This window comes from Paenibacillus taiwanensis DSM 18679 (assembly GCF_000425125.1).
GTDB lineage: Bacteria > Bacillota > Bacilli > Paenibacillales > Paenibacillaceae > Paenibacillus_B > Paenibacillus_B taiwanensis.
In genome coordinates this window covers 89,492-110,943 of the sequence record NZ_AULE01000001.1, presented here as the reverse complement: position 1 = coordinate 110,943, position 21,452 = coordinate 89,492, and the positions used below count along the sequence as shown (strand labels likewise).

Sequence of the window (21,452 nt, the reverse complement as noted above, 5' to 3'; positions counted from 1 at the left end):
ATATACTCGAATTAGTAATTTTATATTAGGGTAAGCGTAAAATATTCTCCACTCACTATTTGAAAATAACCCATAAGATATTCTTCTTGTATACTATGTAACAGCAAGACCTAACTCGTAAAATTTTTAATGCACTTGGTCAAATAAAATTTGAAAACTGGATGGTTAGTAAATAAAAAAAGGCTCTTCGCTATACTGGTGGTGATATACGTTTACTAATCTAATAGAGCGATTTGACATGGAACCTCTGCGGGGATGAGTACTCGCGAGAGCTTCGAAGCACAAGTATTTCGCGATGCTAGGCAGCATATCATGCCTGCTTCTTGACGAAAGAAAATAAAATACTAGACTGAAAAATAAAGTACTAGACTCGGAAAATATATTTGTAGACTGGGAAATTAAAGTATTAGAGTGGCGAAAGTGTTAAACTAACGGGCAGGATAGTTCAATAGTTTCGCGAATATCCTACATATGTATTTACGAAGTTCGTGAATAAGACGTTATCTGAAATAGCCTAAATACTTACTCAGAAGGGGAGGTCAATAGAGGTATCTTGGTGCGTTTATTTTCTTATGAATAAGTATTCTAAATAAACTGGAGTTGTAAAATATGATATTAATAGAATCAAAAAGGCTAGTAGTGCGCCAGTTTAAACCGGAGGATTGGAGAGATTTGCATGAATATCTATCTCAAGAAAGTGTTCTTGAGTATGAGCCTGGAACGGTAAGTAATGAAGAAGAATGCAAAAGTATAGCGAAGGAACGATCAAAGGATAACCTTTTTTTAGCTGTATGTTTGAAAGATACTAATAAAATGATTGGACATATATATTTTAGTCAGAAAGAGCCGAGAGAATTCCTTACTTGGATGATTGGATATATTTTTAATCCTTCATATTATGGACAAGGATATGCGACAGAGGCTTGCCGAAGGATATTAAAGTACGGCTTTGAAGAATTAGGAGCACATAGGGTGATAGCTTTATGTAACCCTGAAAACATAGCTTCATGGAGACTATTAGAACGTCTATCGATGCGCCGTGAAGGAATTTTCATGAAGGAAGTATTTTTTAAAACAACAGGAAACGGACAGCCTGTCTGGCAGGATACCTATCAATACGCTATCTTGAAAGAAGAATTGTGAAAAAAGATACATTGAAAGTAATTCAAAGAAGAGGCAAAAAACTAAAACGCGACTACCGACATATATCGGCAGCCGCGTTTTGCTAACGGGCAGGATAGTTTAATGGTATGATAACGGAAAGTGCAATGAGGAGTGTTTCAAATGAAAAATTGGATTCCATTGAGCGATGATCAAGACCACTTTGTATGGGATAATTTCTATGAGTCCTTCAATTTTAGACCGAGTGTTCATAGTAAGGATTGGCCATCTTTTACCTTGCCGAATCCTTATATTACCTACAAAATAACCGATTATACGGATTCTGACCTTGATGATTTAGAGGAAAAGTGTGTTAAAACCCTCAGAGCATTAACTGAACCGAGTGAGTATATCTATGCCTTAGACTGGCAACATGAATCCTTCTTTTATAATCCACACTTAGAAAAGGGGTCAGCGGACTGGACATTATCTTTTTATCCAGACGGCGATTATTATTTTTTCTTGCAAAAAGATTTTAAGTGGGGATACTTGGGACACCCTTGGGAACACACTATTACTTTATTTGGAGCGGAGTTAGTACGCCAGATCGAAATCAACAAGCCATCATTATTTGGGGCAGTCGTACGAAGAAGTTAAAAGGTACGCCTCGTTCCACTAACGGTACACTATAGTTCAATTTCATCAAGGCTGCCACATGGCAGCCTTTTCTCAACTAACGGGCAGGATAGTTTCAATATGATGGAGAATTCCAGATAAAGAAGTATTGCGGAAGGGGATAGATCGCTGAGTCGAGAGATAGTAATAAATCTGCCTATAGAACCGCATGAAGTACCAACTTTAAGAGAGTTAGTGGGATGGGACGGCAGACATGCTGATTACCCTGCTATATTTGAACGTTGCAACTTTTGGGCTGGTCTTCGAGATGAAAAAAAACATTGAGCTTATAGCATTTGGCTATGTTGCAGGAATGGGATTGCAACATGGCTATATGGAGGACATAATTGTGCATCCTAAATTTCAGAAGAGAGGAATAGGGCAAGCCTTAGTGAAGAAATTACTTCAAGAGGCGGAGCAGTTCGGGTTAGAAATTGTGACGTTGACATACGATTCAAAACACACGTCATTCTATTCAGAGAGTGGATTCACACCTTGTTCCGGAGGATTATGGAGGAAAAAAGACTAAGCTAACGGATACGTTAGTTGAATGACTACAGCGGCAGTCTAAAACTTTATTTTTTCCAGTCTTGGTCCGCTGCTGCTTCTTTTTATGATTCAGTCTAAAAACTATTTTTCAAAAGCTGATGATTCATCAATTCAAAACAGCGTTAAATCAACAACTCCAGTCTAAAACTATATTTTTACCGAACACTTCTCCAAATAAAATCGCTGTTTATCTAACCCATGAGGAGTAGCGAGGAAGCAAAAAAAGGGGGAGACCTATGGGATTATTCGATAAACTTTTCGGGAACAAAAAGAAAGATGAACAAGAAGAAAATCAAAACTCTTTCGAAGAAATGAGAAAGCTGAATGATAAAACAAAAGATGGTGAAATGGAAGAAGAAAATGGAAACAAGAAAAAGGGATCAGGTATTTCTATCAACCTCAAACCAAACTATGAGAACGGAAGTATTACAATTTCTTCTTCTCATGTTGGAGTATCTACTGGTAGTACCGCGACTGATTTTTATGTATATGAATGGTTCATCAAAGAAACTGGCGAGATTTTTTATGTAGGTAAAGGCCGAGGAAATCGTTATAAAGAATATCATACAAGAGCTTATGAAGCTGAAAAAATTCGCAAGCAATACGAAACCGACTCTCGTTTTGTTTCAACTGGATTAACAGAGGACGAAGCTATTGAATTTGAAAGTAAAGAAATGGCTAGGGTGTTAAACGAAACAAACGATAGATTAACAAATCGTGTAATTCCGTTGTTTGTTAATCGTGCTAATGGTTATTCTCGTAGCCCTAACACACCCGAATTAAAATTTGAAACTGCTCCTGTGTTATTTGCAAATGAAATTGAGGAACATTACTTCGGACAAAAGGCAAGAACCTTTGACGAAGTAGAAGACAAGAACTTGAAAGCTGTTGTATTCATTACACGCAATATACGAGATGAAATCAACGTAATTTACGGTGGAAACCTAGAGAAGTATCAAGACGAAACTAATGCTCTTCTGATAGGAAGTGGGAAGAATATACTAAGGAGCAAATATGCTAAGTCCGTTAGTGCATGGATATATGTAGGCGACGATGAAGTCCAAAATTATGAGATAGATCAACAACAAGCGTTAGAGAAATTAGGTAGAAACATACCTACATATCATCTGATTGATGTATGGAAGTTTCTAAAAGAACAATATGGCGCTGTTGTATTAAAAAAGAACGAATCTTCTTCTATTAACCCCGTTCACTTACGCGTACCTTTATCTGAAATAAAGAATATACACAACTGGGATAGAGGTATCGACGAGGGTATGCCATACTGGGAAAAAGGGGATAAAGAACGTAAGATGGGCAACTTAGAAAAAGCTATCGAGTTGTTCGATAAAGCAAGATATAACGGCTACAACGCACCTGCGCTATACATATCGTATGCTATGGTGTTTCGTAAATTGAAAGATTATGATAACGAAGTTGCTATCATAGACGAGTGTATTGAGCGCTTACGTGCTGAAAAAATAAACGTGAACCAAAATATCATTATCGGCATGAGAGACCGTCGAGCAAAAGCGCTAGAATTGAAACAAAAGTAAATGGCATACAAAGGGTTCCTTAACGAGGGAGTTTTAAATTTCCAAACATTTCAATCTGCTTTTACACATTGAGCGACAGTAATTCGGTCATTGCAATAGGTTTCAGTTTGCTGAACCCAGTCATGTAGACCAGGATCGGTGATTCATTCATAATTTTAAGTTGGGAATGTCGGCTTTACTTCGAATTATTTTGTATTCTAGCTCTTCCTTGATCGTTCGGGTCGTGCAATCTTAAATTTGGGTTGTTTTTATGGGGTTTAGTTTCAGTGCTCATATTATAGTTCACCTTCTTCGTAATCCATAAAGAGTATTTCTCCAAACCGTTATTCGTATGAGAATATTAGGTACTAAACTAACGGACACTATAGCTTAACAAGCGCCAGGATGAGACTGCCGACATGAAGAGGCAGCCTCTTTGAGCTAGCTGCCATTAAGATCATACTTATTCATTTGATAAAATTGCTTTTGCAGAACTTGGATATACTATTAACTACTACATGGACTGCATCGAAATTGATCGGTAGCCTCAATAAGATGAACGGTAAACGTGATGAATGCTTGCCTAATAGTGTGATAAACGAAGAGACCTGTCAGGTTATTGGCGGGCCTCTTTGTTATTTTCCTGTCTGGCCAAAGAGAATAATGATTGTCCATGCACACTTAAACCCCAGTACTTTGACCCATTCAGATGATGTTTCAGCAAGTGAACTTGTTGCGCGATTTCAACAAAAATAATCTCTGTTAATCTTGATATGGAATATACATTATTGTCATATTCCCATCTTACCGCTGGTTTGTTATTTATAATAATAATCCACGCTATTGACATTTTCTCATCTAGTAGAAGGCCCTTGGTCTTATTCGTAGGAAGTAATATGATCTTATCTCCATATTGTATAACACCTTTCTCATACAGTAACTGAAGTGTATTTGTTTTTCGTGTTTTCTGCTTCCTGAGATGCTTCACATCCGACTTAATGATTTGGATGAATTCATTAAATGGGTCGTTCTGTGAAAACAAGTATGATGAAACACCGTGTCTTTCACCAATGTTCATCGAGAAATTTGCATCAGGTAATTTGCGATGTATGATATCAGCTATTTTTTCATAATAATCGTTTGAAGTTCTTAAATTGTGCCAGGTCAGCAGATTGATTTTTTTACCTTCAGATGCTATTTCGAATATCCAAGGCTGCTGATCAAAAATCCATTCCATGTCATTTATTATCGTCGTAAGTAGCCTGTTAATTGTTAATGAATGTTCTGGTTTCGTTGTGTCAGTCTCTATTGACAGCCACCCTGCCTTCATCAATACCCTTTTATTTCGGGGACTAGTTGTAAAGTTAATGCGTAATGATCCTTTTAAAATAGCATCCGGGTCTCTGTAGGAAAATCTTGCTCCACCTGAAAAATCCTGATGAATATCATTGAAATAACTGACTACTGACTTCCAGTTACCAGCAATTACTTCGTGGTAATGCTTATAGCCTAATATGTTTTTGAGCATGCCAGTTAAAATGTCAAACTCCTTTTCAGGAATCCTTTTGGAAAGCTCGTAATTGAAGTCATCATAAAGATTCTCGTACTCACTGAAATACGGTAAATCAATCGGTGTAAGAATAGAGTTGATCCTTGAAAATAGCCCCTTGATCTTGCTGTTCTTTTCCTGGTGATTGAAAAGTAACCACGGAGGAATACCCAAAAAATCGGCAGTATCCCTGACTCTCGGATAGCTAACTGTCCTGAGGGTTTTATTTATTTTGGATGGCCACCGAGTTGTATCATTAATGGAATCGCACAAAAAACGAACAGAACAATCAATACTTTCTAGTAAGGTTTTTATGAGTTCTAAATCTACCCACTCTACATAAGCTTTTTCAAACTCTTCTCGCCATGTGGCATTATCTGTTTCATATGTATGTACACTCGTACTCATTCTCATTGTCCCCCCATCAAATTTGCGCCATAAGTGGATAATGTTGCGCCATTCCTATGCCTCATCATTCTTTATACTACTACTAGTAGCCATCAGAATGATAGAAGCTGTAATACAGAGAAAATAATATATCGATTTACCAATATATATTGTTATTGTTCTAATAAATATTGGATATTACTGTGGGTATGGAGGGTGAAATCAAAAGAAAGAGGGGGATAAGATGAGTAAACGCAGGCGTATTATTACGCAGTCCGTAATTGAGAGGAGACTAAAAGAAGGCAGGGGAAAAGGTCATTTCGCCGAGTATAAACCTTGGCTCACCATTCATGATGTACCATCCCAGGGAGTGGTGACTCGGACAATGGGATGGAAGAGCAATCGACTTCATCACTACTTTTCCGAGCATTTTGAGTTGGCACATCACTATCAATTGGAGTGGTCTTCTAAAGTTTGTGATATTCGTGAACAGTATCCACTACTGCCTTTGGAAAAGACGTTATATATTGCTGGCAAACTTGATGTAAGACACCCCGTAGATCCTAAATCAAAGCATCCAATCGTTATGACAACAGACATGCTGTTGACAGTTCATGATAATGATGACATACGTTTTGTGGCTCACTCCATAAAGCCAAAATCAAAATTAAATAAAAGAGTTCTGGAGAAGCTAGAGATTGAGAAATCGTATTATAGAGATATTGGGATCGAATGGGCACTCATCACTGAGTATCAAATTAATTATGATCTCGTTAAAAATGTTGAATGGCTTCACGCGGCAAGACAGATCGAGGGGAGTCAGGTCACACCGAAATTAATTGAACAACTCGAGCCTGTCCTATTCAATGCGATTGAATGCCAAGACAAGCCGCTGGCTAAAACTACATTAGAATTGGACTGCAAGGAAGGTCTAACGCCCGGGACAAGCATGTTTATTGTAAGGCACTTGATAGCAAACCGGTTATGGATCATCGATATGAACAAAATGATCATTCCTACTCTTAAACCGTTAAAAGTTTTTCATAACCATTATCAAATTGGAGGGATAGGTCATGAATTTGTTCGTTAATAACCTCTTTGATCGACGGGATCAGGAAGCCAAATTAGTAGATTGTGAAAGAGTGCTATGGATCAACCATGAGAAAGATGTTGTTGTGGTGATCTCAATTATCGATAAGAGGGGGGTTCCCCGAATGAAGAGCCTTTCTGCAATGCGGTTGGAAATTGATAATGGTACTTTAACAAAACGTGAGCATGACCCCTATTCTAAATTTATGGTCCCCGACGAAAAACTGACCCTTAAGGAGATTCAAGTGAGAGACCATGCTTGGGGACTTATAAGTGAAATGGTTGAAATAGAACCTAATATCTTTAACCCGACGGAAAGATACCAGATGATCAAGAAGGCAATTAGTGAGACTGGAAAAGGTAAGAATCTCTATTATAAATACCTTCACTATTATTGGACGGGAGGCAAAATGGTAAATGCTTTAATTCCGCGCTTTCGAAACTGTGGAAAGCCAGGCTTTAAAAAAAATCCAACTCAGAAAATGGGTAGACCAAGAGAAACGAAAAAATCGGTCAGTCCGGAGATGGAAGGTGTGCTTGTCAGTGAAGGGACCCGCAAGATATTCGACAGAGTCATCCGAGATATTTATCTAAAAATCAATCGGCGGGACTCCGTAAAATTTACATATGTTCAGATGCTGAAAGATTATTATGCGATCAATACTGAGATAAGAAACAAGGTCGAAATTCCAATCATACCACCTGAATACAAGGTACCAAGTATCGCACAACTACGCTACCATATTCGGACCCATTATTCCAAGCGAACAAAATTGATAGCTAGAGAAGGGAACGTAAGCTTCAGTAGAGATTTTCGGCCGTTGTTGGGTTCTGAGACCCGAAAAGCAACTGGACCTGGCCAGATATTCGAGATAGATGCCACAGTTGCGGATGTGTATTTGGTTAGTTCGGATGACCCGAATTTGATAATCGGAAGACCTGTTGTTTACATTGTTGTGGATGTATGGGGTCATATGATCGTTGGGTTTTATGTAGGATTAGAAGGACCATCTTGGCAAGGTGTAATGATGGCAATCGAGAATACGGTTGTAGATAAAGTCGAATTCTGTGCCCAGTTTGATATTTCGATACAGTCTGATGAGTGGCCCTGTCACTATATGCCGGAGAACTTTTATGCGGACCGTGGAGAAATGGAGAGTAAGAACGCAGATTCAATGGGAAAGGCGTTTGGAATTAAACTTAAAAATGCGCCGCCATACCGCGCGGATTTGAAAGGAATTGTTGAGCAACAGTTCAGGACTTTGAATCTGACGCTTCAGCCTTGGATGCCGGGAGCGATAAAGAAGGAGTACACCAAGCGAGGCGGACCGGATTATGTGCTAGATGCTAAGCTGACGCTTAAGGATTTTACGGCCATGTTTATTGAAATGATACTCTATCGCAACAACTCCCGTTATATGGAATATTATCCTTTGGATAAGGCACAGACTCTGGACAGAGTTAGGCCTGTAGCACGGGATATTTGGCTTTGGGGAGTCGCTCACAATCACTTTCTCAAAGAAATTAACCCTGACGTTGTTCGATTGAATGTGCTGCCTGAGGCGACGGTAACTGCAAGTAGAGAAGGGATTTATTACGAGGGAATGTATTTTGGCTGCGAGGAGCTTATTCGTCAAGGATGGTTTGTGAAAGGGAAATCTATTAAAACCATAATTGCTTATGACAGGAGATGTATGAATCAGGTTTATGTTAAAACAGATAATGGAAAGAGCTTTATCAAATGCTTCCTGTTAGATAAGTCCTCAAGGTATCGAGATCTCTCCTTAGAAGAGATTAAAGAAATACGATACTATGAGAAATTAAATCGTAGCATTTATCGCTCTACGGAGTTACAGGATGAAGTGGCACTCAACGCAAAACTTGAGGCAATTGCAAAGAAAGCAAAGCAACGGATGGAAGATGAAAAGGATGCCTTCTTGACTAATACCGAACGAAGAACAGGTATACAGGCAAATAGAGCGGAAGAACGTGATAAGATCCGTAAAGCTCAATCATACGAGTTAGATAAACCAGCTGGAATCGCTGAGGAATTCGATGATAATGTAACCTCAATCGAATCGTATCGACCTAAATCTAAATTAGGTTTACTGGCAAGTGTGAAATCCAAGGAGGATAAAAGTCATGGCTAGAAAAATGTTGCAGGAAGCTAAGTATCAGTACTCCCCAAGCCTAGTAGGCCGGCAAGTAGAAGCGGATTACTTACCTCAAGACATTGCCGGCTACAGAGATAATCCATTTATTGAAGCATTACCTCCTATTTTCGAAGACCAATGTGTGATTTCAAGTATTGCAAAATACCCTGATTATGACGAGGAACAGCGTAAACTTGGTAAACAGACAAGGTTGCATCTGGTTCAACAGATTTCTGATTACGTTGAACCATTGCCATCACATCTCCTGGTCGAACAACGATTATCCAGGCTAATTCGCCATGGTTATAAGGCGAGAAATCCATTTTCACCAGAATCGGTTCGTCAATTCCATGTAGGATTCAAAAACATTCTGGAAGCAGGTGTAGATTCAAATGGAAAGAATTTAGCTGGTGTTCGATCAACAGCAGCAGGGTTTGCAATACTTGGCGTTAGTGGTCAAGGTAAGACGACTGCCATCGAAAGTTCTTTGTTACTATACCCTCAAGTGGTTCATCATGTTTCTTATAAAGATTTGCCATTTATCCGCAAACAACTGGTATGGCTCAAACTAAATTGCCCCTTTGACGGGTCCCTGAAGGGATTATGTTTGAATTTTCTCCAGGCGATGGACTCGCATTTGGGGACAAATTACTTTCAAAAGTTTGCTTCTAAAAGATCTTCCGTCGACATACTAATACCAGTCATGGCGCATCTAGCGACACTTCATGGACTTGGAGTGCTAGTAATAGATGAAATTCAGAATTTGAGTTTCATGAAAAGCGGCGGTGCCGAGAGGATGCTTAATTATTTACACAGCTGATTAATACAATCGGTGTTCCGGTAATACTTATTGGCACATTTAAGGCAATGCGGCTATTATCCGGATCATTCAGTCAAGCTAGAAGAAGCACTGGTCAAGGTGACCTTATTATGGACCGATTGGTGGAAGGAGAGGAATGGGATTATTTCATCGATTCTTTGTGGAAATATCAATGGACTGCCAAGCCCGCGCTATTAACTGAGTCTATTAATAAAACGATGTACCAGTTGTCTCAAGGAATTGTTGATATTGCGGTCAAGCTATATATGTTGGCTCAATGGGAAGCAATGGAGGCTGATGAGTCAAAAGACGAGAGGATTACCGCAGGGCTTTTGAAATCTGTGGCAAAACGGCATATGCAGCTTGTTCAGCCGATGTTGAAGATATTGCGTCGAAATGACCCTGATCTTCTGTCTTTGGTGGATGACCTTTACCCTGAATGGAACGTGTTAGATCAGTATCTCAAAAAATCTTCAGAGAAGGTTAATCTGCAAGGTGAAATTAGGTCCAAGCTCAATAGAGAAGACAAAGTGGAGTATGATCAGAAGAAATATATTGAGTTGGTTAAGACTGCTATAGATTTTGGCGGATCATCCGAAACAGCTGAAGAGATAGCACGGCGAATATTACACTCCCATGAAGCTGAGAGAGATCTCATAGATTTAAGGAAGCAGGTAGTAGAGATGGTCTCGTCGCGTGCCGCGGCGGAGATTGGAAACGAGTCAGAGAACATGGAAGAATGTAAGAATGAAACAAGGCCAAAATCAACGAAGCGAAAGCAGCCTCTAAATCTGGATGAGGATGATCTGCGAAACGCATTACAGAATGCTGATGGAGTAGACGGAATCTACGACAATTTGGTAGAGATGGGGAGCATACCTTCATCTGACGATATTTCAAAGTTGATTGTTTAACATTGTACTAGAGGAGCTCTAGATAGGGAAAACTGACAATAGGATCTTGTGAAAGGGTGATTCTATTGCTAGCTCATTTTCCTTCTCTTTATGAAGACGAATTACTGTATAGCGGCATAGCCAGGTATCATTTACGATCAGGAAACCGTACACAGAGACAGACGATTGAGGATTTGTTCGGAGAGCGATTGGTTTGCGCGACTGCAGATCTCCCGAGTCATCTTGGCCGATTAGCAAGCCGGTTGGAGAAGCAATATACTGTTGAGCAATTAATTCGGTATCATACGTTGTTCCCATATTACTCGTTTTATTTACATGTTGAAAAATGCGCACAGACTAAGTTGTTGATGGTCGAGGAGACTGAATTTAGAATTATCCATGCAAGTCTGGGCTTATTAGCAGGACAAATTAAGTCTCCGAGCCATCTAAAGTATTGCTTACTATGTTATCAAGAGGAAAGTGCACGGTTAGAGCCATACTGGCATCGCTCTCACCAACTTCCTGGTGTTGTTATTTGTGAGAAGCATAAGATACCACTGCTTCAAAGTACAGTCATGTATTCAACGCGTGATCATAAATTTGCTTTTATTCCTATTTCACATATAAACGAGAGTAGCGGTCTGAGTTTCAAGATTGACCCTTCCTGGGTGAGTCATCTTCAATTTCTTGCTGAAAAGTCTGCATTACTTTTAAAATCACCTTCAAATCATAATGCTCCTAATTACAGGAACGCGCTGTATAAAAAGGGATACCTCACTGCTGGAAATAGAAATAGGCACAAGAAGCTAATTAATGATTTTAGAAATTTTTATTCCGAACAATTGCTTGATATCCTTCACTGCGATATTGATGTCGAAGGAACAGATACGTGGCTTCATAAATTGGTTAGAGGTGACGGGGAGATTATACAGCCTTTGAGGCATCTGTTACTATGCAGATTTCTTGGTGAATCCATAGAGAGAATGAAATCATCAGGGTACTATAGACCGTTCGGACAGGGGACTTGGCCGTGTTTGAACAAAGCTGCCGTTCATTTCGGAAATAACGTGGTCGATGAATGTAAAATTACTCGGTGCTCAAAAACTGCTCTTCCTGTCGGAACATTCACCTGCTCATGTGGATTTGTATACTCCAGAAGAGGACCAGATACATGTAAGGATGACAGGCTAAAGATTGGAAGGATTAAAACATTCGGAGAAGTGTGGTTATCTCAACTGAATGTGCTTAACCAGACTAACAAATCACTACGTGAGAAAGCTACCATTTTAGGTGTGGATCCTAATACTGTAAAGAGACAAACTGAGTTGTTAAAAGCTGCTCTAACAAATATGGAGTGCAATGTCTATTACCGTGATGCTGTTGTAAAATCCCTGCGAAAGAGTAGGCTCAATAAAGGACATGCTGCACCCAGAATCGATTGGGGAAAGAGAGATGAACTTCTATATAGAGAAGTGAAGAGTGCCGTGCAGAAACTCCAAGCTTTAGATGCGCCGCTAAGAATTACTGTCAGCTCGATTGCAAGAGCAATCAATACGAGTATATTGTCAAACAAAATTCTTAAGAAGAGTCTAGATAAGTTGCCGGCTACAAAAGAGTTGATCCAAGGATCTATCGAAAGCACTGAGGAATATCAAATTCGAAGATTGCTATGGGCTGCAAAAATAATTGAAGGTACAGAAATGGCCACAGGCTGGCGAATATTAAAGCTTGCGGGTTTGAATTTCCCCTTAAGGCCGCCTGTTCAAGAGAAGTTTAAAGAACTTTTAGACAGAGGAGCGTAGAGCATGAATCAACTGGCGTATTTTCCAACTCCGCTTCCAGGGGAGGATTTTCGGAGCATTTTGTACCGCTATCACGTGCATGTAATGAACAAAGAAATAATAAATACGAATATCGACTTGTTCGGGGCGAAGTCGGAGTTTGCATTATTCCCAAGAGGACTAGGGTTACTCATTAAAAAACTACCTCAGCAAGCGCTCCTTTCTACTGAGACTATTATAGAAAATCATACATTATTACCATGGTTCCTCCCCTTTCTTCCTGATAAGCATAAAGACAGGATTTTTAATGAAATAAAGATAGGAGGAAATCTGAATGAGAGCTTCGTTGGTAAATTAGCCGGTAACAAGTATGGGAGATGTATAGATGTTGACATCAAGTATTGTCCGATGTGTATAAAAGAAGATGAATCTAGATATGGTACAGGATACATACACCGTGAACATCAATTTGCCTTTATTCACAAATGTACAAGCATGATTTGCATTTAATTAGTGAATGCAGTTGTGGTTCTAAGCTTGGATACGAAGGGATTAGCGGGGAATGTAAAGCTGGTCATCCAGTTATACTTGATGAGAAAGAAATTGTTAGTGGTATTCAAGACCAGCTGATCGCTGATCTAAACTCGATTATTAGTAACAAGAACGTCTTATCTTTGGATCTTATCCGGCAGCGGTTATTTGAGCATCTTCACTCAAAAGGATATTTAACAAATGATGTTAAGACTCGTCGGAAAACTTTGGTTAAGGAGTTTCTCCAGTATTACTCTTTGGATGATTTAATGAGTGTGGGATTGACTCAAGAGTATATAATGCAAAGAAATACTGTTGAAAGAGTGCTATGGAATGACTCAATCGTATATATCAATCTTCCTTTCTTACTTTTGCTGTTTCGATTTATAGGTAAATCCTTTAGAAAATTTATTTTGAGATCTTCCCCGTATGCGTTGCAAATCCCTTTTGGTTACGGTCCATGGCCATGTCGCAATAAACATTGCCCGGATTATCTGAAGTTAGTAATAAAAAGATGTAACCGTATTGATAATATGTATAGAGGGCTCACTGGAAAGTTTTATTGTCCAACTTGCGAGTCGGAGTATGCGTTACTCTGGAGCTGGACGAAAGGGTACAATAATAAAATGCCTAAAGTGTGCCTATCGGCGTCCAAAAGAGATGAAAGTATTGAACTGTTTAATAAAGGGAAATCAATTGAAGAGATAGCAGCACGACTATACTGCTCAGTGAATGCAGTTAAAGGTACTCTTAGTAAGGTTTTATTCTCAAATATTGAAAGTTGTAGTACTCTTTCAGACAAACATATGTTACAAAGAGATGCTTATCGTGCTAAGGTAGAGACAATTATTAAAGATAATCCAAACTGCAGCAGGTATGAAATTTGTCGGAAATGCTCGAGACCTTATCAATGGTTGAAGAAGTTTGATGCTGATTGGTTGGAAGGGCAGCTGCCAAAATCGAAGTCTAAAAATAATTATGACTGGAATAAAGTTGATGAAGTACTCTCGAAACGAGTGAGGGAAGTCTCTGAGTTGTTAATTAAATCAAACCCTCCTACAAGAGTAGGAACATACTCCATCCTAAAAGCTTTAACGAAAACAGACAGTGGTCGGATTAAAAACTATATTAGAAATTTACCTAAGACAAGCAAAGTCTTACATAATGCTGCAGAAACAAAGGAGCAATACCAATTACGGCATTTACCAGCGTTAGTAAGACAATTAAGAACTCATTATAACTATAAGGAAATATCGATAGAGACTATTCAATCTTATCGGAGATCGTATAGAACTATACCCGAAGAATTAAAAAGGATCTTAACTTTAAAATTATTAGAACTTTAGATGGTTAATGTGGGAAACGGAGGGGGTTGTCCAGAAAGTTCAGTCAAAGCTGTTTGCTGGACGCCCCATCTTTAGTGAACAATATTTTGCTCCGATATCTCCCCGTAATTATTAGTCAGATGAAGAAAAATAATAAGAAGGGATATTCATTAGAAAACATAAAGACATCTAGTCCAATGTATAAGAAATATACAGGAGAACTAGATGTAAAGCCAACAGAAAAAGTGCATGACCTGATATAAAAAGGATGAGCATAGCGAACTATAATTGCGCTGCTCATCCTTTTTATATGCCACTATGGTTGGGTTTATTATGGGTATTTCTGTGAATGAAGTAGGATTTTCTTGATTGATGTCGAATTTTTACAGTAAACATATAGTCCGTTGTACATAAGGTTATAGCGAGGTGTCTATGGATAAGATTATTGAATTAATCGAATTTGGCTATGAGTGCGAATATCTGGACTTCAAAGAAAGACAATACCATAAAGACAAGAGTATGGATTTACTAATGGATATAATGGCGATGGCTAATTCACGGCATAGTGGAGATAAATTCATCATTATTGGAGTCAAGGATCGACCAGAAGGTAAGGAGATAAAGGGAATAGATCCGAAAGAATTTATAGATTCATCTAATTATGTGCAGTTGGTTCTGAATAATATCGAACCGGAAATACAGTTTGATTATTTCAGATATGTATACAAAGGCGCAGTGTTAGGTGTTTTTAAGATTTATAAAACAGAAAATAAGCCATACATGATGAGGAAGAGATTTGACAGACTGAACGAAGGGTATTGCTTAATTCGCAAAGGAAGTACGAATACAGTGGCTAAACGCAGCGACTTTGATTATATGTATTTAAACAAAGGACAGTTCGAGATAAGATTTCTAGAACATGCCTTATACGCCGTACATGATACAGAAGGTTACGCATTTATAAAAGTTGTATTAGCGAATACAACTGAATTGCCTATTACGATAATCGGGGGCACGTTGTTCATCCGCAATGATTATGGAAAAGAGTTATCAAGACATCAAGTGTATGGTTTGGATGAATTCATGGGAGCGGACTTCAAATTATCATTGCCGCCAAAATCAGAAGTAGTTGGACACTTAATGGTTGGTTTTCTATCATTAGACCCTTTTAGACTAAATATTGATGAAAACGGCGTAGGTGCTGAACAATTTGATTTTGAGCTTCTGCTAGTGGATGCACGAGAAAAACGATGTTCTGCAACAATGAATAATGCAAGTGTTTTTGTAGATGGCGACTTTCTTTGGAAGGTGAAAGAACAGAAGGGAATTTCACATAAGTTTCGGACGCATAGCTGATTTAATAGCATGTGAGTATCAAAACTATCGATCTAGTATTCTATTTAAAAGAGGATGGTTAACAGGTATTCTATATGGAATTTGGGGAGAGCTCACTATGAAGATGAAAAAACTTTATATTAGGAATTATAAAATGTTTAAAGATGTTCTGATAAAACTCAATAGTGGTTGCAATATTTTTGTTGGCGATAATAATTCTGGTAAAAGCACATTACTTGAAATAATTCAAGTCCTTCTGAGTGGAAGAATAAATAATTCGTCCTTTGAGCGTCAATTTAAGGCATCCTTTTTCAACTATGAATCTCGCTTCAATTTCAAAGAAATTATTGCAGATCCTTCTCAGAAAATTGAAGAATTGCCTTCTATAGTTGTTGAAGCTTATTTCGAGAATGATGGCAATAACTCTGGATATAAAGGAACAAATAATGAGTTTGGTGAAGACTGTCCGGGCATTCGTATGAGTGTTGAGTTTAATCCTGATTATTCACTTGCATTTCAAACGATGTTAGAAAATGGAGAGATTTATGATATACCAGTTGAGTTTTATAAAGTAAGTTGGAGAGATTTTGGTGACAATCCAATTATATTTAGAACTTTTCCAGTAAAGGTATCTCTGATTGATACTACACAAAAAGATTATGACTCAGCAGTAAATAAATTTATTAATTCAAGAATTACTAACAATTTATCTGATGATGAAAAAGTACATTTAACTAGGGCATATAGAAAAATGAAACACGAATTTAATAACAATCCGAACGTTTTAGCCCTTAATGAAAGGTTAGCAGTAGAAGAAAAACTTGATGATAAAGCTATTAAGTTTGGTATGCAGGAAGATGTGCTCGAATCATGGATGAACGAGGTTTCAATCGAAGTCGAGAATATTCCTTTTGAAGATATGGGGTTTGGTACTCAGAATCTAATTAAAATGGAACTCGTATTTAAACAAGATACTGAGAAATCTAATATAGTATTGTTCGAGGAGCCTGAAAATAATTTAGCATTTGGTAATATGTCACGTCTGATTTCAAAAATAAATCAAGATGAGAATAAACAGGTCTTTATATCAACACACAGCAGTTTTGTAGCAAATAAATTAGGCCTTAAAAATATAATTCTCCTGTATAAGGGAAACGCAAATCAGCTGGATGCTGTAACCCCTGATACTATGGATTTTTTTAAAAAATTGCCCGGTTACGGGACTGTTCGTTTTCTATTGGCAGAAAAAGTGATATTGGTTGAAGGGCCGACTGATGAATTAATTATTCAACGCGCTTACAAAGATGTTCACGGAAAGCTGCCAATTGAAAATGGAGTGGATGTCATTACAGTTGATTCATTAGCATTTAAAAGATATTGTGATTTAGCCATTTTAGTAAGAAAACCATTACGAATTATCACGGACAATGATGGAGATGTTCAACGAAATATCATAGATAAATATAAGGAATACATCAAGGCACATAGTGATTTGATAGCAATAGATTATGAAACTAATGAAACACTTCATACACTTGAACCTAGTGTCCTGGCTGTCAACTCAGTTGAAGAGGAAGTCTTTAAAAAGTTTAAACGGGTTATCTCTAAAGGGAATTCAATGGTCAAAAAAAATGTAACAGAAATAGAATCTTTCATGCTTAACAATAAAGCTGAATGGGGGATGAGGGTATTTGATTCAGATGAATGTATCGAATATCCTGCGTATATTAAAAATGCGATACGATAATACATTGGTTATTGCTTGTGCTGGCTCGGGTAAAACATACGGAATGTGTAGTGAAGCAAAGTCTATAACTGAGAAATCCACTAAGAAAATATTGATGCTGTCTTACACGAATAAAGGTGTTTACTCAATAAAGAAAGAGTATGCGAAGCAAAATAATGGCGTACTCGATAAAAATGTTGTTATAAGCACATGGTTTCAATTCATATTAAAAGAATTAATTAGGCCATATCAGAGAAGCTTTTTGGGAGTAACCAGTCAAATAAAGTCTTTTGATTTTTCTAGGACATATGGTGTTGATTATACAAGAAAAAAAACCGTGTCGTATTTTTTGAATAAGAACAACGATGTAAAAGCTAACAACGCTACTGAGTTTGCACTTCTCTTAAATCAATTATCAAAGGGCGCTGTCTTAAAAAGGCTTGAGGAAACATATGCATGCATCTATATTGATGAGTTGCAGGACCTGGTGGGAAAAGATATAGAACTCCTTGAACTTTTATTCCTTTCATCCATCAAAACTCATTGTGTCGGAGACTACAAACAAGCAACTCTTAAGACCCACAATCCGAAATCGGATAGAAAAAAGGGTGGTATGCATGTTTTTAGTTATCTTGAGACTTGCAAAGAATCACATCAAATAAACATTATTAAAAATAACACTTCCAAACGATTTGTTTCTGATATAGCAAACTTTGCGAATCTGGTATACCCAGAGGACCCGATTGTTGGACTGCTAGAAGCCGAAGAACCGGCTATCGGGGTTTTTCAGATTCTTCAAGCTGATGTACATGCTTATATTGAACACTTAAAACCATCTATTTTAAAATACGATGCCAGAACGACGACCTTGGGGTATCCTTCGATAAACTTTGGGGTCAGTAAAGGGATGACGTTAGAACGTGTTTTAATTTTCCCCAATAAACCACTTTATTCATTTTTATTGGATCCCGGTAGTCGATTGAAGGCTCCGGATAAATATTTTGTTGGTGTCACTCGAGCAAAGTTTAGCTTGGCATTTGTGGTTGAAAAATTCGAGGCCAACACATACTTCTTTGAAGATAGCATGAATTTAGGTGATAGTGAGATTAAAGTTCTAAAATTTGGGATTTAGATGATACAAGACTTAGGGCACATATACCAGGAGGAACTCAATTGAAAAATTTGTCTCAACATCAGGGGAAATGATGTCCTTTATTTTGTTATTAGGGCTATGGTTCAAGATAGCTGCAAACTCTCAGATGTTAATTAAAGAAAGGATACTTACTCATGCCCCCTGTACTAATAATAACTCAATCTAAAGATTTAACTGTTGATTATCTTGTCAATCAATATAAAGAATCGGTTACGTGGCTAAGAATAGATGTCGACCGATTTGGAAGATATTGCTTTGAAGTTCGAAATAATTACATACAAATTAGCGATTCAGTATCAGGATGGGAGATTAAGAATAATGAAGTTCAAGGGCTATTATACCGAAAGCCCGCATTTCCAGAACTATCTGCGTATAATCCCTATTATATTCCTATGATGCAGAAAGAGATATTAAGCCTTATTGATGGAGTCGCTGAATCATCTGGGCAAAACTGTCTTACTAGACCCTCCATTTTAAGGAGAGCAGAAAATAAAGTGGTTCAAATGAATTTCGCAACCTCAATTGGTTTTAAGCTACCTCAAAGTTTAATTACGAATGTAGCAGAATCAGCGGATAAATTTATTGCGTCTAACCCTTCGGTTGTTAAACCGTTATCAACTGGCCGTATTAGGACAATAGAGGGATGGGAAACCATTCAAACAAACATGGTAGTGTCTTCAGAGCCGATTGACAACCTTGACGTTTCGCCGGCTTACTTTCAACATTATGTAGACAAAGTAGATGGTGAATACCGAGTTACCATCATTGGAGAATTTGTTTTTGCAGTACGCATAGAATCAAGCAATATGGTCGACTGGAGAAGAAAGGGGGCTAGAAATAATTATCAGCTCGTCGAATTACCCCAACAAGTGTTGGATCAATGCTTTAAATTGATGAAACAACTAGATTTGGCATATGGTGCATTTGACTTTATTAAAGTTGGGCAAGAATATTGTTTTCTGGAGGTTAATCCAAATGGACAATGGCTTTGGTTGGAACAACTTTTAAATATTCCAATATCCCAAAAAATCGTAGATTACTTGATAAAGGGGAGCTAACTCAATGAATAAACCAATTAAATGCTATGCTTTTGCAAAGAGTTTACCTTGGATATTCCCCTTTTTTAATCTTACAGATGATGCTAATTTCGGGACGTTAAAACCAAATTCCAAAGAGCTAAGAATATCCCTTTTTAGTCTGCACTTAGGTGTGTCAGTTATTTACATATTAACATTTGGTTTTTGGCGTAAAGGGGTTCAAGGAGCGGAAACCCCTTTTTCAAAGGGATTTAAGTTTTTTTATAAACTTCACATTTCACAATATAAAAGAGAATATTCTCAAGAGAAAAAGGATGATTTATGGTCTAAGCATGATACTTTTCTTAGTGGGAAAGACAAGTCAGAACATATCGCTTACAAAGAGACCTTAATGTATAAGATGGATCAGGTAAAAGAGAGGAACAGCAAGACATTTAATAAATTATTAGCTTATCTTGCTGTCATTGCTTTTCTTGTTCCTATATATGTCCCACCTGTTTTGCAATTACCGGAATTAATTGAAAAGCCTTTCTGGATCGCTCTTTGTTACTTTTATCTTAGTGTCCTCTTGCTTTATAATTTATACAATTTCGTTTCGCTTTTTTTTGGATTTATTAAAGTAAAGTCGTATGAACAATTTTCATATGCAAAGGTGAAGAATTCGGAAAGCCCAGAAAGAACATTTATTAATGGCATTTATCTAGAATACCAACTCCGGAATAATGAAAATACTGAAGATGTTTCACTAATTTTAAATATTGAAAGCTACGTAAAATCTATTCTTATTATCAGCTTAGTACTACTAGGCTTTCACCTGAGCGTTGGTATTTTTGATGAACAGTCTCAAATACCTTTTTTAGTTACAAGTAATAATCAAACTTTGCATCTGGATTTAAGTAAATCATTGTTTGCTATTCTTAGTGATCAAAAGACAAATCTGCAAGAAATTGAATCTCAATTACTAGAAGACAAATTAAAGCGAATTATGTTTATTAAAACAGGTACTACTCATACGGATAAGTATAAAAGTTTACTAGGATTAATACAGACATATAACGTTCATAATATAGATGTTATAGAAGTTCAAGAGAAACTTCATGGTTTATCTAAGGACGGCCATTTGGTAGTAATAACTGAAAGGAGGTGACAAACATGAAAAAACCCTACATAGCCCGGTATGTAAATATAATGACTTCAGACGACCCTTCTATTATCACAGAACAAGTTGAAAATACAGACCCAGACGAAATTAAACTAAGTAGTGACGATTTCAAAAGGGAGACTGCACAAATTGAGGTTTCAGACCCGGACGAGCTTGTCTTATATAGTAGACGTGAAACACGCTCCATTGAGAGTTCTGAGCCTGATGAACTTCTGTTTGGTAAAGAAAAAGATGGCAAAACAACTTTTGTTGTGGAAAATACAGACCCGGACGAATTTTATTTTCATTTATCATAAAAAACGGCCATCTTAATCAAGACAGTTTTTGAAAAGAATCTAGGAAAACAATCATTTTAAAAGTCTTGATCCTGAGCACCTGGCATGCCTGTAAAAACCTTAGGCGATATAACGCCTGTTCAGTATCGTCAAGAGCTCTTAAAAAAGTTGTTTGATTTACTGTTGACAATCCATATTAAAATCTTCTTAGTTCTGGGGTAAGTAGAGCATTCGTCACCGGGTAGAATCCGTTCTTAGTACAAGAATCTAACTCCAAACGATGGAAGTATTCAAGATGACAGGGATCAAAATATCTTTCAATTCTAGGCAGCCGGTCGTCGGGATTTAACCGGCGACTGGTTGTTTAATTTTGATT

The 21,452-nt window shown here is 37.6% G+C and carries 18 protein-coding genes; 17 read left to right on the top strand and 1 reads right to left on the bottom strand.

Annotated features, from left to right (window positions below; all coding sequences use genetic code 11):
• Positions 1 to 609: 609 nt before the first annotated feature.
• From H509_RS0100540 to H509_RS0100525, 4 genes are all read left to right on the top strand, one after another.
• Positions 610 to 1,143, top strand: coding sequence for a GNAT family N-acetyltransferase (locus H509_RS0100540; protein ID WP_028543344.1), 534 nt, complete (start codon positions 610 to 612; stop codon positions 1,141 to 1,143).
• Between the two features lie 141 nt (positions 1,144 to 1,284).
• Positions 1,285 to 1,758, top strand: coding sequence for a DUF2716 domain-containing protein (locus H509_RS0100535; RefSeq protein WP_028543343.1), 474 nt, complete (start codon positions 1,285 to 1,287; stop codon positions 1,756 to 1,758).
• 253 nt (positions 1,759 to 2,011) lie between these two features.
• Entirely contained in the window at positions 2,012 to 2,305 is a 294-nt protein-coding gene (locus H509_RS23905) for a GNAT family N-acetyltransferase (protein WP_342663628.1), read from the top strand.
• Between the two features lie 256 nt (positions 2,306 to 2,561).
• A complete protein-coding gene (locus tag H509_RS0100525) occupies positions 2,562 to 3,881 on the top strand; it encodes a DNA polymerase III subunit epsilon (protein WP_028543342.1) in 1,320 nt (439 codons plus the stop codon).
• 595 nt (positions 3,882 to 4,476) lie between these two features.
• Here the strand turns inward: H509_RS0100525 and H509_RS0100520 are convergent.
• Complete coding sequence (locus H509_RS0100520; RefSeq protein ID WP_028543341.1) at positions 4,477 to 5,817, bottom strand: hypothetical protein; 1,341 nt, start codon at positions 5,815 to 5,817, stop codon at positions 4,477 to 4,479.
• A 223-nt stretch (positions 5,818 to 6,040) separates the two neighbouring features.
• Between H509_RS0100520 and H509_RS0100515 the strand changes: the two genes are divergently transcribed.
• From H509_RS0100515 to H509_RS0100450, 13 genes are all read left to right on the top strand, one after another.
• The gene (locus H509_RS0100515) at positions 6,041 to 6,886 is read left to right on the top strand and encodes a heteromeric transposase endonuclease subunit TnsA (protein ID WP_028543340.1); all 846 of its coding nucleotides are present in this window, start codon (positions 6,041 to 6,043) and stop codon (positions 6,884 to 6,886) included.
• Positions 6,870 to 9,035 carry a Mu transposase C-terminal domain-containing protein gene (locus tag H509_RS0100510; RefSeq protein WP_028543339.1) on the top strand — a complete coding sequence of 722 codons (2,166 nt, stop codon included), beginning with the start codon at positions 6,870 to 6,872 and terminating at the stop codon, positions 9,033 to 9,035. The genes H509_RS0100515 and H509_RS0100510 overlap by 17 nt, the downstream gene beginning before the upstream one ends.
• Complete coding sequence (locus tag H509_RS26545; RefSeq protein ID WP_051286737.1) at positions 9,028 to 9,858, top strand: ATP-binding protein; 831 nt, start codon at positions 9,028 to 9,030, stop codon at positions 9,856 to 9,858. The genes H509_RS0100510 and H509_RS26545 overlap by 8 nt, the downstream gene beginning before the upstream one ends.
• 47 nt (positions 9,859 to 9,905) lie before the next feature.
• Positions 9,906 to 10,772, top strand: coding sequence for a hypothetical protein (locus H509_RS26540; RefSeq protein WP_157277388.1), 867 nt, complete (start codon positions 9,906 to 9,908; stop codon positions 10,770 to 10,772).
• 56 nt (positions 10,773 to 10,828) lie between these two features.
• On the top strand, positions 10,829 to 12,553 hold the full coding sequence (locus H509_RS0100500) for a TnsD family Tn7-like transposition protein (RefSeq protein WP_084159021.1): 1,725 nt from the start codon (positions 10,829 to 10,831) through the stop codon (positions 12,551 to 12,553).
• 3 nt (positions 12,554 to 12,556) lie between these two features.
• Positions 12,557 to 13,042, top strand: a complete 486-nt coding sequence (locus H509_RS0100495; protein ID WP_028543337.1) for a TniQ family protein — start codon at positions 12,557 to 12,559, stop codon at positions 13,040 to 13,042.
• Positions 13,018 to 14,409, top strand: a complete 1,392-nt coding sequence (locus H509_RS0100490) for a TnsD family Tn7-like transposition protein (protein ID WP_084159020.1) — start codon at positions 13,018 to 13,020, stop codon at positions 14,407 to 14,409. Before H509_RS0100495 ends, H509_RS0100490 begins: the two co-directional genes overlap by 25 nt.
• A gap of 411 nt (positions 14,410 to 14,820) precedes the next feature.
• A complete protein-coding gene (locus H509_RS27015; RefSeq protein WP_084159019.1) occupies positions 14,821 to 15,744 on the top strand; it encodes an AlbA family DNA-binding domain-containing protein in 924 nt (307 codons plus the stop codon).
• Between the two features lie 97 nt (positions 15,745 to 15,841).
• A complete protein-coding gene (locus tag H509_RS0100470; protein WP_028543334.1) occupies positions 15,842 to 17,470 on the top strand; it encodes an ATP-dependent nuclease in 1,629 nt (542 codons plus the stop codon).
• Positions 17,424 to 18,581 carry a UvrD-helicase domain-containing protein gene (locus H509_RS0100465; RefSeq protein ID WP_028543333.1) on the top strand — a complete coding sequence of 386 codons (1,158 nt, stop codon included), beginning with the start codon at positions 17,424 to 17,426 and terminating at the stop codon, positions 18,579 to 18,581. Before H509_RS0100470 ends, H509_RS0100465 begins: the two co-directional genes overlap by 47 nt.
• Before the next feature lie 413 nt (positions 18,582 to 18,994).
• On the top strand, positions 18,995 to 19,660 hold the full coding sequence (locus tag H509_RS0100460) for an MvdC/MvdD family ATP grasp protein (RefSeq protein ID WP_211234289.1): 666 nt from the start codon (positions 18,995 to 18,997) through the stop codon (positions 19,658 to 19,660).
• A gap of 4 nt (positions 19,661 to 19,664) precedes the next feature.
• Positions 19,665 to 20,786, top strand: a complete 1,122-nt coding sequence (locus H509_RS0100455) for a hypothetical protein (protein WP_028543331.1) — start codon at positions 19,665 to 19,667, stop codon at positions 20,784 to 20,786.
• 5 nt (positions 20,787 to 20,791) lie between these two features.
• Complete coding sequence (locus tag H509_RS0100450) at positions 20,792 to 21,097, top strand: hypothetical protein (RefSeq protein ID WP_028543330.1); 306 nt, start codon at positions 20,792 to 20,794, stop codon at positions 21,095 to 21,097.
• Positions 21,098 to 21,452 lie beyond the last annotated feature (355 nt).